Origin of the sequence: Streptomyces sp. SID13666 (genome assembly GCF_010548325.1) — a bacterium.
Classification (GTDB): domain Bacteria; phylum Actinomycetota; class Actinomycetes; order Streptomycetales; family Streptomycetaceae; genus Actinacidiphila; species Actinacidiphila fildesensis.
The window spans coordinates 18,647-33,094 of sequence record NZ_JAAGLX010000025.1 but is presented as its reverse complement, the minus strand read 5'-3'; the positions used below and the strand labels follow the sequence as shown (position 1 = coordinate 33,094).

Genomic DNA, 14,448 nt, shown 5'->3' with positions numbered 1-14,448 from the left:
TGAGGGAGTCCCGACCAGGCCCGTCAGACCTCTTCGACGCTGCTCGGCTCACGCCGGGACAGGTCGATACCGAGCTCTTCCGCAGCGCGGAAGACATCCTCATCCGTGTCGCGCATCTCGATGGACATACCGTCCGAGGACAGCACCTCCACGTTGAGGCACAGCGACTGCATTTCCTTGATGAGCACCTTGAAGGACTCGGGAATGCCGGGTTCGGGGATGTTCTCGCCCTTGACGATCGCCTCGTACACCTTCACGCGGCCGAGCACGTCGTCAGACTTGATCGTCAGCAGCTCCTGGAGGGCGTAGGCGGCACCGTATGCCTCAAGTGCCCACACCTCCATTTCACCGAATCGCTGGCCACCGAACTGCGCCTTACCACCCAGCGGCTGCTGCGTGATCATGGAGTACGGGCCGGTGGAGCGGGCGTGGAGCTTGTCGTCCACCAGGTGGTGGAGCTTCAGGATGTACATGTAGCCGACCGAGATCGGGTCCGGGAACGGCTCGCCGGAGCGGCCGTCGAACATCCGGGCCTTACCCGAGGGCAGCACCATCCGGTCGCCGTCGCGGTTCGGGATCGTGGCCTCGAAGAGGCCGGTGATCTCGTCCTCGCGCGCACCGTCGAACACCGGGGTGGCGACGTTGGAGCCCGCGGGCACCTTGTCGGCTCCGATGGACTCCAGCCGGCGGGCCCACTCGGTGCTGATCCCGGAGGTGTCCCAACCCTGCTGGGCGAGCCAGCCGAGGTGGATCTCCAGGACCTGTCCCGGGTTCATTCGGGACGGGACACCCAGCGGGTTGAGGATGATGTCGACCGGGGTGCCGTCCTCCAGGAACGGCATGTCCTCGACCGGCAGGATCTTCGAGATGACGCCCTTGTTGCCGTGACGGCCGGCAAGCTTGTCACCGTTGTTGATCTTGCGCTTCTGTGCGACGTAGACGCGGACCAGCTGGTTCACGCCCGGCGGCAGCTCGTCGCCCTCTTCGCGGTCGAAGACGCGGACGCCGATGACCTTGCCGGTCTCGCCGTGCGGCACCTTCAGCGAGGTGTCGCGCACTTCGCGCGCCTTCTCGCCGAAGATCGCGCGGAGCAGGCGCTCCTCCGGGGTCAGCTCGGTCTCGCCCTTCGGCGTGACCTTTCCGACCAGGATGTCGCCGGCGACGACGTCGGCACCGATGCGGATGATCCCGCGCTCGTCGAGGTCCGCGAGGACCTCCTCGGAGACGTTCGGGATGTCCCGGGTGATCTCCTCCGGGCCGAGCTTGGTGTCACGGGCGTCGACCTCGTGCTCCTCGATGTGGATCGAGGAGAGGACGTCGTCCTGGACCAGCCGCTGGCTGAGGATGATCGCGTCTTCGTAGTTGTGGCCTTCCCACGGCATGAATGCCACGAGGAGGTTCTTGCCGAGGGCCATCTCGCCCTCGTCGGTGGAGGGGCCGTCGGCCAGGACCTGGTTGGCGACGACGCGAGCGCCCTCGTCGACGACGACCTTCTGGTTGAAGGACGTGCCCTGGTTCGAGCGGCTGAACTTCGCCACCCGGTACGTGGTGTAGGTGCCGTCGTCGTTGGCGACCGTGACGTAATCCGCGGAGACCTCCTGGACCACACCGTCCTTCTCGGCCTTGATGACGTCACCGGCGTCGACCGCGCAGCGGTACTCCATGCCGGTGCCGACCAGCGGGGCCTCGCTCTTGATGAGCGGCACCGCCTGGCGCATCATGTTCGATCCCATGAGCGCGCGGTTGGCGTCGTCGTGCTCGAGGAACGGGATCATCGCGGTCGCGACCGACACCATCTGGCGCGGCGAGACGTCCATGTAGTCGACGTCGGCGCCGGGGATGTAGTCGATCTCGCCGCCACGGCGGCGGACCAGGACGCGGGCCTCTTCGAAGTGGTTGTCGTCCGTCAGCGGCGCGTTGGCCTGCGCGATGACGAAGCGGTCCTCCTCGTCGGCCGTCAGGTAGTCGACGTCATCGGTGACGATGCCCTCGACGACCTTGCGGTACGGGGTCTCCACGAAGCCGAAGGCGTTGACCCGGCCGTAGGAGGCGAGCGAGCCGATCAGGCCGATGTTCGGGCCTTCCGGGGTCTCGATCGGACACATGCGGCCGTAGTGCGACGGGTGAACGTCACGGACCTCGAAGCCGGCGCGCTCACGGGACAGACCACCCGGGCCCAGCGCGGACAGACGACGCTTGTGGGTCAGGCCCGACAGCGGGTTCGTCTGGTCCATGAACTGGGACAGCTGGCTGGTGCCGAAGAACTCCTTGATGGAGGCGACGACCGGCCGGATGTTGATCAGGGTCTGCGGCGTGATCGCCTCGACGTCCTGGGTGGTCATCCGCTCGCGGACGACGCGCTCCATACGAGCCAGGCCGGTACGGACCTGGTTCTGGATGAGCTCGCCGACGTTGCGCAGACGACGGTTGCCGAAGTGGTCGATGTCGTCGGTCTCGACGACGATGTTGCGGCCGTCCTCGCCCACGGTCTCGGTCTCACCGGCGTGCAGCTTGACCAGGTACTTGATGGTCGCGAGAACGTCGGCCGTGGTCAGCACGCCGGCGTCGAGCGGCTTGTCGCTGCCGAGCTTCTTGTTCACCTTGTAGCGGCCGACCTTCGCGAGGTCGTAGCGCTTCGGGTTGAAGTAGAGGTTCTCGAGCAGCGTCTGCGCGGCCTCGCGGGTCGGCGGTTCGCCCGGACGCAGCTTGCGGTAGATGTCGAGCAGCGCGTCGTCCTGGCCCTGGGTGTGGTCCTTCTCCAGGGTGGCGCGCATGGACTCGTACTCGCCGAACTCCTCGAGGATCTGCTCGGTCGTCCAACCGAGAGCCTTGAGGAGCACGGTGACCGACTGCTTGCGCTTGCGGTCGATGCGGACACCGACCATGTCGCGCTTGTCGATCTCGAGCTCGAGCCAGGCACCGCGGGACGGGATGACCTTCGCCGAGAAGATGTCCTTGTCGGACGTCTTGTCGATCGAGGAGTCGAAGTAGACGCCGGGCGAGCGGACCAGCTGCGACACGACGACACGCTCGGTGCCGTTGATGCAGAAGGTGCCCTTGTTGGTCATGAGCGGGAAGTCGCCCATGAAGACCGTCTGCGACTTGATCTCGCCGGTCTCGTTGTTGGTGAACTCGGCGGTGACGAAGAGCGGAGCGCCGTACGTGAAGTCGCGCTCCTTGCACTCGTCGATCGAGTTCTTCGGAGGCTCAAAACGGTGGTCGCGGAAGGTGAGCGACATCGACCCGGAGAAGTCTTCGATCGGAGAGATCTCCTCGAAGATCTCTTCCAGACCCGACTTCCTGGGGACGTCCTGGCCACTTTCCAGAGCCGCCTCGACACGAGCCTTCCACGCGGCGTTGCCGAGCAGCCAGTCAAAGCTCTCGGTCTGCAGCGCGAGGAGGTTCGGTACCTCGAGGGGTTCCTTGATCTTCGCAAAAGAGATGCGCAGCGGTGAAGTGCTGGCACCGTTGTTCGTATTGGCAGTCGAGGCGTTGCGCGAGGCGGCCAAGAGGGGGTCCTTCCGAGGGCTCGGACTCACTACGCGCATACCGGTGTCCGCCCCCGAGCACACGGGGATGTCCACAGACGGGACATCTCTTCATTCCGTGCTCAGGCTTGGGGCTGTCCCTGGTGACGGGCCAGGCTACAGCTAACAGGCAGCGCAAAGGGTCAGTGTAGCCACTCGGCACACTGATGTCCAGGCAGAGATTCGGAGTACCGAATCATTGCCCCCTCGCCACTGTTGTCGACCCGGTCTCGGCACCGGATCTGTGCTTGACGCTAGGCATTCCCGCATCGCGCTCGATCCATGCCTCGGACCCCGGATCGAACTTACGACGCGTCCTGAGAATTGCGCGCCGCGTGCGGTTCGTCAAGGCCTCAGCCCCCCGGAGATCCGCACGGCCCCCCTGGCCCGGCGGGGATGATCACCTTACCCCCGGGCGGCTACAGGCCCCCTGGAGGACCCCGGGAACGACCGAGGGCGGCCACCCTTTCGGGTGGCCGCCCTGCGGCTGTTCAGCCCCTTGTGGAGGGGCTGGGAGTTACTTGACCTCGACGGACGCGCCAGCGGCCTTGAGGGACTCGGCAGCCTTCTCGGCGGCCTCCTTGGCGACCTTCTCGAGGACCGGCTTCGGAGCGCCGTCGACGAGGTCCTTGGCCTCCTTCAGACCCAGCGAGGTGAGCTCACGCACAACCTTGATGACCTGGATCTTCTTCTCGCCGGCACCGGTGAGGATGACGTCGAACTCGTCCTGCTCCTCAGCGACCTCGGCGGCGGGGCCGGCCGGGCCACCCTGGATGGCGACCGGGGCGGCAGCCTTGACGTCGAACTTCTCTTCGAACGCCTTGACGAACTCGGAGAGCTCGATGAGGGTCAGGGTCTCGAACTGCGCGAGCAGCTCTTCCTGGGACAGCTTCGCCATGATGGCGTCCTTCCACTATTCGGCAGGTGCCGGGTGTACATGAAGGCGGGCGTGAGGCGCCCGCTGCGACCAGGGGCGGAGGGTTACTCCGCCACCTCGGCCTCGGCGGGAGCCGGCGTACCGGCACCGCCCTGCTCGACCTTGGCGCGAAGCGCGTCCGCAGTGCGGACGAACTCCGTGAGCGGGGCCTGGAAAGTCGCCGCGGCCTTGGCCATCGACGCCTTGATGCCACCGGCCACCTTGGCGAGCAGAACCTCGCGGGACTCGAGGTCCGCGAGCTTCTTGATCTCATCAGCGGTCAGCGCCTTACCGTCAAGGACACCGCCCTTGATGATGAGGTTGGGGTTGTCCTTGGCGAAGTCACGCAGACTCTTCGCCGACTCCACCGGGTCACCGGTGACGAAGGCAACCGCCGTCGGACCTGCGAACAGGTCGTCCAGCGTGCTGATCCCGGCCTCGTTGGCCGCGATCTTGGTCAGCGTGTTCTTCACCACGGCGTACTGAGCGTTCTCACCGAGCGAACGGCGCAGCGTCTTGAGCTGCGCCACGGTGAGACCGCGGTACTCGGTCAGCATTGCGGCATTGGAGCTGCGGAACTTGTCCGTCAGCTCGGCAACCGCAGCAGCCTTATCGGGCCTCGCCATGAGTCTCGGCCTCCTTCCGGGTGATTCGGACCGCACGGAAGGGGCTGGGCAACACGAACGCCCCGGCGCAGGCGCACGGGGCGTTACTCAACCAGAATGAATTCCAGGAGTTCTTCCACAGCAACCTGAGCGGGTCGTCCGCAGCTAGCGGATCCTTCGGCCGCCGCGCTCCTCAACGAGGGCACAGCAGCGACCAGCGGTCTTTGGCTTCTTCGATAGCGTACGCGAACGGGTCGCGATCCGGCAAATCGCCTCAACGGGCCGCTCAGCGGCCGCATTCGGGCCGGGACGCCCGTGGGGGCGCCGGCGCCCCCGTCCGGGCGGGACAGGGGCGTACAGGGCCGGGACAGCTGACAGGCCGGGCCCCGCTCCGGAGAGGAGCGAGGCCCGGCCCGAGTCGCGTACGCGGCGGCGTCGTCAGAATCAGACGGCGGCCGGGTCCTCTTCGACGAGGAGGTTGCGGGTACGACTCTGGTCCACCGGGATACCGGGGCCCATCGTGGTGCTGATGACGGCCTTCTTGATGTACCGGCCCTTGGAGGCGGACGGCTTCAGACGAAGGAGCTCGTCCAGGGCCGCGCCGTAGTTCTCGACCAGCTGCGCGTCATCGAACGACACCTTGCCGATGATGAAGTGCATGTTCGAGTGCTTGTCGACGCGGAACTCGATCTTGCCGCCCTTGATCTCGGTCACGGCCTTGGCCACGTCCGGGGTCACGGTGCCGGTCTTCGGGTTCGGCATCAGGCCACGGGGACCGAGCACGCGGCCGAGGCGGCCGACCTTGCCCATGAGGTCCGGGGTGGCGACGACGGCGTCGAAGTCGAGGCGGCCCTTGGCCACCTCTTCGATGAGCTCGTCGGAGCCGACGATGTCGGCGCCGGCGGCACGCGCGGCCTCGGCACGGTCACCGGTCGCGAAGACCAGGACCCGGGCGGTCTTGCCGGTGCCGTGGGGGAGGTTGACGGTGCCGCGGACCATCTGGTCGGCCTTGCGCGGGTCGACACCCAGGCACATGGCGACCTCGACGGTCGAGTCGAACTTCGTCGCTGCGGTCTCCTTGGCGAGACGGACGGCCTCGAGCGGGGCGTAGAGCTTGTCCCGGTCGATCTTCGCGTCCGCAGCGCGGAGAGTCTTGCTGCGCTTCACTGCTGCTCCTCAATGGTGAGTGGAGTCGTGGTACGGACCGCGCGCGGCCCTTCCACAGACGTGCTTCGGGGTGGGTGTCAGCCCTCGACCGTGATGCCCATGGAACGGGCGGTGCCGGCGATGATCTTCGACGCGGCGTCCAGGTCGTTGGCGTTCAGGTCCGGCATCTTGACGGTGGCGATGTCACGCACCTGAGCGGCGGTGAGCTTCGCGACCTTCTTGACGTGCGGCTCGCCGGAGCCCTTCTCCACGCCCGCGGCCTTGAGGATCAGCTTCGCGGCCGGCGGAGTCTTGGTGATGAAGGTGAAGGAGCGGTCGTCGTAGACCGTGATCTCCACCGGCACGACCATGCCACGCTGCGACTCGGTCGCGGCGTTGTAGGCCTTGCAGAACTCCATGATGTTGACGCCGTGCTGGCCCAGTGCGGGGCCGACGGGCGGGGCGGGGTTGGCCGCGCCCGCGTTGATCTGGAGCTTGATAAGCCCCGTGATCTTCTTCTTCTTGGGAGGCATTGCTCTCTCCGGGTCCTAGTGAGAGTTGTTTCGCCTGCTAGCAGGCATACCGCACCACGATAACGGGTATCGCGGCGTGGCCTGAAACCAAACAGGCCAGACCGGCGATGAAATCCGGTCTGACCTGGTCGGACGTGTAAAAAACTCAGTTCTTCTGGATCTGGTCGAAGCTGAGCTCGACCGGGGTCTCGCGGCCGAAGATCTCGACGAGGCCCTTGATCTTCTTCGAATCCGGGTTGATCTCGTTGATCGTCGCCTGCAGCGTCGCGAACGGGCCGTCGGTGACGGTGACCGAGTCGCCGACCTCGAAGTCCAGCACCTGGACCTCGATCTTGCGGGCCGGACCCGTGCCGTCCGCGGCGGCGGCGCCGTCGTCGGCCGCCTCGACCTCGGGAGCGAGCATCTTGAGGATCTCGTCCAGGGTCAGCGGGTACGGGTCGTACGCGTTGCCCACGAAGCCGGTGACGCCCGGCGTGTTGCGGACGACGCCCCACGACTCGTTCGTCAGGTCCATGCGGACGAGCACATAGCCGGGAAGCTTGTTCTGCTTGACCGTCTTCCGCTCGCCGTTCTTGATCTGGGCTACTTCTTCCTGGGGCACTTCTGCCTGGTAGATGTAGTCCTCGACGTTCAGCGAGACGGCGCGCTGCTCCAGGTTGGACTTCACGCGGTTCTCGTAGCCGGCGTACGTGTGGATGACGTACCACTCGCCGGGCAGAGTGCGGAGTTCCTCGCGGAAGGCGGCGACGGGGTCGACCGGCTCCGGCTCCTCGACGGGCTCGGCGTCCTCGGCCAGCTCGGCGTCGGCCTCGGCAAGCACGGCGTCGGCCTCTTCGTCGACGGCCGCCTCGGTCTCGTCCTGGGCGTCCTCGGCGACTGCCGCACCGGTCTCGTCGATGACGTGGACGGCGGCCTGCTCGGCGGCTTCGCCCGCGGCTTCATCGGCAGCTTCGGCCTGGTCGATGTCGCCGTCGGCTGCCTCGACGATGTCGAGCGCAGTGTCGTCGCCCTCGACGGACTCGTCGGCGTCGTACACGTTCGGGTCAGACACGGTGACTGCTTCTTCCTGACTTCAAGGGGTGGAACATGCGGAAAGGCGCCGCAGGGGCGTCGTCCGCAGGATCATCCGAAGACGTACGAGACGAGCTTCGCGAAGCCAAAGTCAATCACGGACACAAGCCCGATGACGACGACAACGAAGACAATTACGACGCTCGTGTACGTCGTGAGGTCGTGACGCGAAGGCCAGACGACCTTGCGGAGCTCGGCGACGATCTGCCGGTAGAAGAGGCCGAGACGGGCCAGGGGGCCCTTCTTTCCGCGCTTACCTCCGCGGCGGGCCTTCTTGTCCTGGGATGCGTCAGGCTCAGGGACCTCGATGGAGTCCGTGATTTCAGTCACTCGTCTTCACCTGACTCCGGGTCGTGGCCATACCGCGCCCGTCGCGCGGTACGGCGAGTGCAATTACCTGCCCGCATCCTGGTGAGGACGCGTGTAGCAGGGCCGGAGGGACTTGAACCCCCAACCGCTGGTTTTGGAGACCAGTGCTCTACCAATTGAGCTACGACCCTTTGAAGACGCCCCTCAACGTACCGCAGTTCGCGAGAGGGCCATCGACGGATGAGTGTACGTGTTCACAGGCCGGTCGTCGAACGGCTCCGCCGCAGGCCCCGCCGTCCACTCCGCAAACCGCGGTGCCGGGGCGGTACGCCGTCTGGGAGCATGCACTCATGACCGCTGCCACTCCCCCCGTACAGTCCCCCTCCGACCGTCGGGTGTCGGCCCGCGTCGGGTCGATCTCCGAGTCCGCGACACTCGCTGTGGACGCCAAGGCGAAGGCCCTCAAGGCCGCCGGGCGTCCGGTCATCGGCTTCGGTGCCGGCGAGCCCGACTTCCCGACCCCCGACTACATCGTCGAGGCCGCGGTGGAGGCGTGCCGCAACCCGAAGTTCCACCGCTACACCCCGGCCGGCGGGCTGCCGGAGCTCAAGGCCGCCATCGCCGCCAAGACGCTGCGCGACTCGGGCTACGAGGTCGACGCCTCCCAGGTGCTGGTCACCAACGGCGGCAAGCAGGCCATCTACGAGGCCTTCGCCGCGATCCTCGACCCGGGCGACGAGGTCATCGTCCCGGCGCCGTACTGGACCACCTACCCCGAGTCGATCCGGCTCGCGGGCGGCGTGCCCGTCGACGTCGTCGCGGACGAGACGACCGGCTACCGGGTGACGGTCGAGCAGCTGGAGGCGGCCCGCACCCCGCGGACCAAGGTCGTTCTGTTCGTCTCGCCGTCCAACCCGACCGGCGCCGTCTACAGCGCGGCCGACGCCGAGGCGATCGGCCGCTGGGCCGTCGAGCACGGCCTGTGGGTGCTCACCGACGAGATCTACGAGCACCTCGTCTACGGGGACGCGACCTTCACCTCGCTGCCGGCGGTCCTCCCCGAGCTGCGCGACAAGTGCATCGTGGTGAACGGCGTCGCCAAGACGTACGCCATGACCGGCTGGCGCGTCGGGTGGATGATCGCCCCCAAGGACGTCATCAAGGCCGCGACGAACCTGCAGTCGCACGCCACCTCCAACGTCAGCAACGTCGCGCAGATCGCCGCGCTGGCCGCGGTCTCCGGGAACCTGGACGCGGTCGCCGAGATGCGCACCGCCTTCGACCGGCGGCGGCAGACCATCGTGCGGATGCTGAACGAGATCGACGGTGTGGTGTGCCCCACTCCCGAAGGCGCGTTCTACGTCTACCCCTCGGTGAAGGAGCTGCTCGGCAAGGAGATCCGCGGCAAGCGCCCGGCGTCCTCGGTCGAGCTGGCGGCCCTCATCCTGGACGAGGTCGAGGTCGCCGTGGTCCCGGGTGAGGCCTTCGGCACCCCCGGCTACCTGCGGCTTTCCTACGCACTGGGTGACGAGGACCTGGTCGAGGGCGTCTCCCGGATCCAGAAGCTGCTCGGCGAGGCCCGCGACTGACGGCTCTCCCTTCGACGGGCCCCCGGCTGCTGCCGGGGGCCCGTTTCTGTTTTCGGGCAAGCCCCCGTTCGGTGAAACCGGTACCGGACAGCGTCACCCGTACGGCAGGATCTTCGGATGGCACGTGATGTCCGTCTGCTCCCCAAGGCCCATCTCCATCTGCACTTCACCGGCTCCATGCGGTCCGAGACCCTGCTGGACCTCGCGGACCAGCACGGTGTGCACCTCCCCGAGGCGCTGACCTCGGGCGAACCCCCGAAACTGCGGGCCACCGACGAGCGGGGCTGGTTCCGCTTCCAGCGGCTCTACGACAGCGCGCGCTCGTGTCTGCGCACCGCCGAGGACATCCAGCGGCTGGTCCATGAGGCCGCCGAGGAGGACGCCAGGGACGGCTCCGGGTGGCTGGAGATCCAGGTCGACCCGACGTCCTACGCACCCCGGCTGGGCGGCCTCATCCCGACCATGGAGATCATCCTGGACGCGGTGGCGACCGCCTCCCGGGACACCGGCGTCGGGATGGCCGTCATCGTCGCCGCCAACCGCATGAAGCACCCGCTCGACGCCCGCACCCTCGCCCGGCTCGCGGTGCGCTACGCCGACCGGGGCGTCGTCGGCTTCGGTCTCTCCAACGACGAGCGCCGCGGGCTCGCCCGCGACTTCGACCGCGCCTTCGCCATCGCCCGGGACGGCGGGCTGCTCGCCGCCCCGCACGGCGGTGAGCTCGCCGGGCCCAGCAGCGTCCGCGACTGCCTCGACGACCTGCACGCGGGGCGCGTGGGGCACGGCGTACGGGCCGCCGAGGACCCGCGGCTGCTGAGACGGCTCGCCGAGCGGCAGATCACCTGCGAGGTCTGCCCGGCGTCCAACGTGGCGCTGGGCGTCTACGAGAAGCCGGAGGACGTGCCGCTGCGCACGCTCTTCGACGCGGGCGTACCGATGGCGCTGGGCGCCGACGACCCGCTGCTCTTCGGTTCCCGGCTCGCCGCGCAGTACGAGATCGCCCGGGACTCGCACGCCTTCACGGACGAGGAGCTGGCGGAGCTGGCCCGGCAGTCGGTACGGGGCTCGGCGGCGCCGCCGGAGGTACGGGAGCGGCTGCTGGCCGGCATCGAGGACTGGCTGGCGCTGCCGGCCTGACCGCCCGCCGGACGGCTTCCTCGACGGCCCGGCCCCCGCAGTACAGTCGTGCGCCGTCGGGGCGGTGAGTGTTACGGGGGCGGGGATGGACGAGGCCGAAAAGCGGGTCACCTGGGCGGAGTTGTTCTTCGACCTGGTGTTCGTGTTCGCGATCACGCAGGTGAGCGCGCTGCTGCACGAGGACCACTCCTGGGCGGGCGTCGGGCGGGCGCTCATCGTGTTCGTGCCGCCGTACTGGGCCTGGGTGGGGATGTCCCTGCACGCCAACCGGCAGGACGTCGACAATCCGCTGGACCGGATCGGGATCTTCGCCGTCGGACTCAGCGCGCTGTTCATGGGGCTGGCGCTGCCGCTGGCCTACGACGGGCGCGGAGTGCTCTACGGGGCCTCGTACTGGGCGGCCCGGCTGGTGCTCTGGGCGCTGGTGCTGCGCTGGCAGGACGTACGGCTCAGCGCCTTCGCCGTCGGCGCCTGCCTCACCGGACCGATGCTGCTGGCGGGCGGCTTCCTCGACGGCCCGGCGCGCACCGCCCTGTGGGGGTCGGCCGCGCTGATCGACCTGTCGATGCCGTTCCTGCTGCGCCGCCGGCTGTCCCGGGTGCGGTTCCACCCCGGGCATCTGCCGGAACGTTTCGGGCTGTTCCTGATCGTGGCGCTCGGTGAGTCGATCGTGGCGATCGGCGCCCCGGCGTCCGCTGCCGCGCACCTGGACGCGGCCGAGCTCACCGCCGTCGCGGCGGCCTTCACCCTCGCGGCCGGCCTGTGGTGGGTGTACTTCGCGTTCGCGGCGAGCGCCATCCAGCACGCCCTGGCCACCTCCGACCGGCAGACCGACACCATCCGCGAGGTGCTGTCCTACGCCCACGTCGGATTCCTCGGCGGGGTGATCGCGGTGGCGGTCGGCATGCACGACGCGGTCGCGCACCCGGCGGCCCGGCTCGGCACGGGCGTGGCCGGGCTGCTCTTCGGGGGCTGTGCGCTCTTCCTGGCCGTCTTCGGCTACACCCGGTGGCGGATGTTCCGCCTGTGGTCCACGACCCGGCTGGCGGCCTTCGCCGTCGTCCTCGCCGTGCTGCCGCTCGCGGCGCGGCTGCCCGCGGTGGGCGCGCTCGGGCTGCTCGCGCTGCTCATCGTCGCCCTCAACGTCCTCGAATGGGAGCGGGTGCGCCGCGCCGGCTCCTTGTAGCGGCGGCGCGCCGGCCGCCCGCCCGGGGTCTCGTCCGCTTCTTCATGGGCCACAGCAGGACGTACGCCGCCGACACGGCCGCGAACGAGAGCCGGATCAGCCCCTGCGCCGACTCCGACGGGACCAGCAGCGCGCTCCCGTACAGCGAGAGCAGCGCGATCCAGCTCCACCAGGGCACCAGACGGCGCTGCCCGACCGCGTCCCACAGCAGCGTCCCGAGCAGGACCGACGCGCTGTAGTACGTGTAGACGCTCGGGTCGAGGGCGATCCTGGCGTCCGCGCCGAGCAGCACGACGGCCGGCCAGCGGCCGCGCAGCACCGCCACCGTGCCGAGCGCGAGGCCCAGCAGGGCCTGCGCGGGACGGTCCCAGCCGGGGGTGACGGCGTCGGCCACCCCGAACCAGCGCAGCGCGGACGCGGGCTGGTTGGGGATCGCGAACCGCGCGGCGGCGGCCGAGCCGAGGTGGGTGACGTAGAACGGCAGCCAGGCCACCGCGACGAGGGCCACCAGCCAGCAGGCGGCGCGGCGCCAGTGCGCGCGCGGCATCGCCAGCAGCAGCGGGAGGAAGGACAGCGCCCAGGGCTTGGAGTCCACGGCCAGCGCCAGCAGGATGCCGACGGCGGCCGGCCGGCCGCGGACCAGGGCGCGCACCGCCAGGGCGGTGAAGAACAGCGCCAGTACGTCGTCCAGGTGCGCGAACCGCACCGAGACCTCCACCCACATCGGGATGAAGGCCAGCCCGGCTATGAGCACCCGCTGCTGCAGCCTGCGGTGGTTGATGCCGGTGCCGGCGTAGAAGTCCGCGGCCGTGCGGCCCACCACGACCAGCATGTACAGGCCCAGGCCCGACATGAACGCCTCGGCCAGCCGCTCCCCCACTCCCGGCGGGAAGGGCTCGAAGAGCGCGGCGGTCAGAAAGCTGACCGGGCCGATCTGCAGCTCCGGGTGGTTCTGGTAGATCGCGAGCCCGCCGCCCGGGCCGCCGCCGGTCAGCAGCCGGCCACCGGTCCTCAGGTAGTGCCAGGAGACGCCGCCGTTGCGGGACGTGACCACGAACCAGCAGACGGTCCAGAGCGTGAGGGCCACGGTGTGCCGCCGGACGGGCCACCGGCCGAACCACGCCGCCACCCCGTCGGTGGCTCCGGTCGCGGCCCTGGTCGTCCCCGCCCTGCGCACATTCCGCCCCTACCGTCAGCTTCCGTCAACTGCGTTCGCCGGGGCGGCAATTCCCTCTCTCGGACCTCGTCACCAGCCCGCGCGGAAACCGCCGGGAGGTCTCTTCGAGACTCTTCCCTGCTTCACAGACGGGTTCCGACCATGACCGGTTCATTGACGAGCGTGACTCCGAAGGCGGATCGCACTCCGTCACGGACCTCACGGGCGAGGGCCAGCAGGTCCTCGGTCTTGGCCTGGCCGCGGTTGGTCAGCGCCAGGGTGTGCTTCCCGGAGATGCGGGCCGGGCCGTCCCCGTACCCCTTGGCGAACCCGGCGCGGTCGATCAGCCAGGCAGCCGACGTCTTCCGCAGGCCGTCCCCCGCGGGGTAGGCGGGCGGTTCGGTGTCCGCGCCGAGCCGGTCGTGCACCCGGCTCACGAACTCCGCGAACTCCCGGTCCGTCAGGATCGGATTGGTGAAGAACGAACCCGCCGACCAGGTGTCGTGGTCGGCCGCGTCCAGCACCATCCCCTTGCCGGCGCGGAGCGCCAGCACCGTCGTCCTGGCGGTGGCCACCGGGACCCGGTCGCCGGCCTCGACGCCCAGGGCGCGGGCCACTTCCGCGTACTTCACCGGCGCCGACAGCCCGCCGGCGTCCTCCAGGCCGAAGCGCACCCGCAGCACGACGTACCGCTCAGGGTCGGCCTTGAAGCGGCTGTCGCGGTAGGCGAAGCCGCAGTCGGCGGCGGGGATCGTCACCGTCTCGCCCCTGCGGCGGTCGTACGCGACGACCTCGGTGACGGTCGCCGAGACGTCCTGCCCGTACGCCCCCACGTTCTGGATCGGCGTCGCCCCGGCGGATCCGGGGATGCCCGCCAGGCACTCGACACCGGCCAGGCCGGCCTCGACGGTCCGGGCGACCGCGTCGCTCCACACCTCGCCGGCCGCCAGTTCCAGCGCGGTGCCGTCGAGGGTGAAGCCGGTGGTGGCGATGCGCAGCGCGGTGCCGTCGAATCCGGCGTCCCCGATGACGAGGTTGCTGCCGCCGCCGATCACCAGGAGCGGCGTGCCGGCGCGGTCCGCCGCGCGGACCACCTCGACGACTTCGGCGTCGGTGGTGGCCGTCACGAGGCGGGCCGCGGGGCCGCCGAGCCGGAAGGTCGTCAGGGGGGCGAGGGGGGTGTCGTGGGTTACGTGCACGCCGTCCACCCTACGGGGACACCCCCCGGTGACCGGTCGGCCGGTCCCCAGGGGGTGTTCTCTCCGCGTGCTCC

At 69.0% G+C, this 14,448-nt stretch carries 12 protein-coding genes and 1 tRNA gene; 3 read left to right on the top strand and 10 right to left on the bottom strand.

Translation table 11 applies throughout. The features are described from left to right. Positions 1-23 precede the first annotated feature (23 nt). The 8 genes from rpoB to G3I60_RS27235 form a co-directional block, all read right to left on the bottom strand. A complete protein-coding gene (gene rpoB, locus G3I60_RS27270) occupies positions 24-3,509 on the bottom strand; it encodes a DNA-directed RNA polymerase subunit beta (protein ID WP_164297309.1) in 3,486 nt (1,161 codons plus the stop codon). A gap of 535 nt (positions 3,510-4,044) precedes the next feature. Then, positions 4,045-4,425: a 50S ribosomal protein L7/L12 gene (gene rplL, locus G3I60_RS27265; protein ID WP_164297307.1), complete on the bottom strand. Its 381-nt coding sequence runs from the start codon at positions 4,423-4,425 to the stop codon at positions 4,045-4,047. 83 nt (positions 4,426-4,508) lie between these two features. Then, positions 4,509-5,069, bottom strand: a complete 561-nt coding sequence (gene rplJ, locus G3I60_RS27260; protein ID WP_138352884.1) for a 50S ribosomal protein L10 — start codon at positions 5,067-5,069, stop codon at positions 4,509-4,511. Between the two features lie 423 nt (positions 5,070-5,492). Next, a complete protein-coding gene (gene rplA / locus G3I60_RS27255) occupies positions 5,493-6,215 on the bottom strand; it encodes a 50S ribosomal protein L1 (protein WP_164297304.1) in 723 nt (240 codons plus the stop codon). 77 nt (positions 6,216-6,292) lie between these two features. Next, complete coding sequence (rplK, locus tag G3I60_RS27250) at positions 6,293-6,727, bottom strand: 50S ribosomal protein L11 (protein WP_138352882.1); 435 nt, start codon at positions 6,725-6,727, stop codon at positions 6,293-6,295. 145 nt (positions 6,728-6,872) lie between these two features. Continuing rightward, positions 6,873-7,778 (bottom strand): transcription termination/antitermination protein NusG, encoded by a 906-nt coding sequence (nusG, locus tag G3I60_RS27245; protein WP_164607836.1) that lies wholly within the window; start codon positions 7,776-7,778, stop codon positions 6,873-6,875. A gap of 71 nt (positions 7,779-7,849) precedes the next feature. After that, positions 7,850-8,128, bottom strand: coding sequence for a preprotein translocase subunit SecE (gene secE / locus G3I60_RS27240; RefSeq protein ID WP_138352880.1), 279 nt, complete (start codon positions 8,126-8,128; stop codon positions 7,850-7,852). Between the two features lie 97 nt (positions 8,129-8,225). Beyond that, positions 8,226-8,298: transfer RNA gene (locus G3I60_RS27235), tRNA-Trp, on the bottom strand. A 159-nt stretch (positions 8,299-8,457) separates the two neighbouring features. On the opposite strand from G3I60_RS27235, the gene G3I60_RS27230 reads away from it, so the two are divergent. The 3 genes from G3I60_RS27230 (at position 8,458) to G3I60_RS27220 (ending at position 12,019) form a co-directional block, all read left to right on the top strand. Then, the gene (locus G3I60_RS27230; RefSeq protein ID WP_138352879.1) at positions 8,458-9,696 is read left to right on the top strand and encodes a pyridoxal phosphate-dependent aminotransferase; all 1,239 of its coding nucleotides are present in this window, start codon (positions 8,458-8,460) and stop codon (positions 9,694-9,696) included. A 117-nt stretch (positions 9,697-9,813) separates the two neighbouring features. Next, on the top strand, positions 9,814-10,833 hold the full coding sequence (locus tag G3I60_RS27225; RefSeq protein WP_138352878.1) for an adenosine deaminase: 1,020 nt from the start codon (positions 9,814-9,816) through the stop codon (positions 10,831-10,833). An 85-nt stretch (positions 10,834-10,918) separates the two neighbouring features. Continuing rightward, positions 10,919-12,019 (top strand): low temperature requirement protein A, encoded by a 1,101-nt coding sequence (locus G3I60_RS27220; RefSeq protein WP_164297303.1) that lies wholly within the window; start codon positions 10,919-10,921, stop codon positions 12,017-12,019. Here the strand turns inward: G3I60_RS27220 and G3I60_RS27215 are convergent. After that, positions 11,973-13,148 (bottom strand): hypothetical protein, encoded by a 1,176-nt coding sequence (locus G3I60_RS27215; protein WP_164297334.1) that lies wholly within the window; start codon positions 13,146-13,148, stop codon positions 11,973-11,975. The two genes, G3I60_RS27220 and G3I60_RS27215, sit on opposite strands and share 47 nt — an antisense overlap. 170 nt (positions 13,149-13,318) lie before the next feature. Beyond that, complete coding sequence (locus G3I60_RS27210; protein ID WP_164297301.1) at positions 13,319-14,374, bottom strand: UDP-N-acetylmuramate dehydrogenase; 1,056 nt, start codon at positions 14,372-14,374, stop codon at positions 13,319-13,321. Positions 14,375-14,448: the final 74 nt, after the last annotated feature.

What these genes read in the sequence shown, in the direction of transcription:
- rplL (WP_164297307.1), bottom strand. Translation starts at nt 4,425, where the DNA reads ATGGCGAAGCTGTCCCAGGAAGAGCTGCTCGCGCAGTTCGAGACCCTG.
- rplJ (WP_138352884.1), bottom strand. Translation starts at nt 5,069, where the DNA reads ATGGCGAGGCCCGATAAGGCTGCTGCGGTTGCCGAGCTGACGGACAAG.
- rplK (WP_138352882.1), bottom strand. Translation starts at nt 6,727, where the DNA reads ATGCCTCCCAAGAAGAAGAAGATCACGGGGCTTATCAAGCTCCAGATC.
- G3I60_RS27230 (WP_138352879.1), top strand. Translation starts at nt 8,458, where the DNA reads ATGACCGCTGCCACTCCCCCCGTACAGTCCCCCTCCGACCGTCGGGTG.
- G3I60_RS27225 (WP_138352878.1), top strand. Translation starts at nt 9,814, where the DNA reads ATGGCACGTGATGTCCGTCTGCTCCCCAAGGCCCATCTCCATCTGCAC.
- G3I60_RS27220 (WP_164297303.1), top strand. Translation starts at nt 10,919, where the DNA reads ATGGACGAGGCCGAAAAGCGGGTCACCTGGGCGGAGTTGTTCTTCGAC.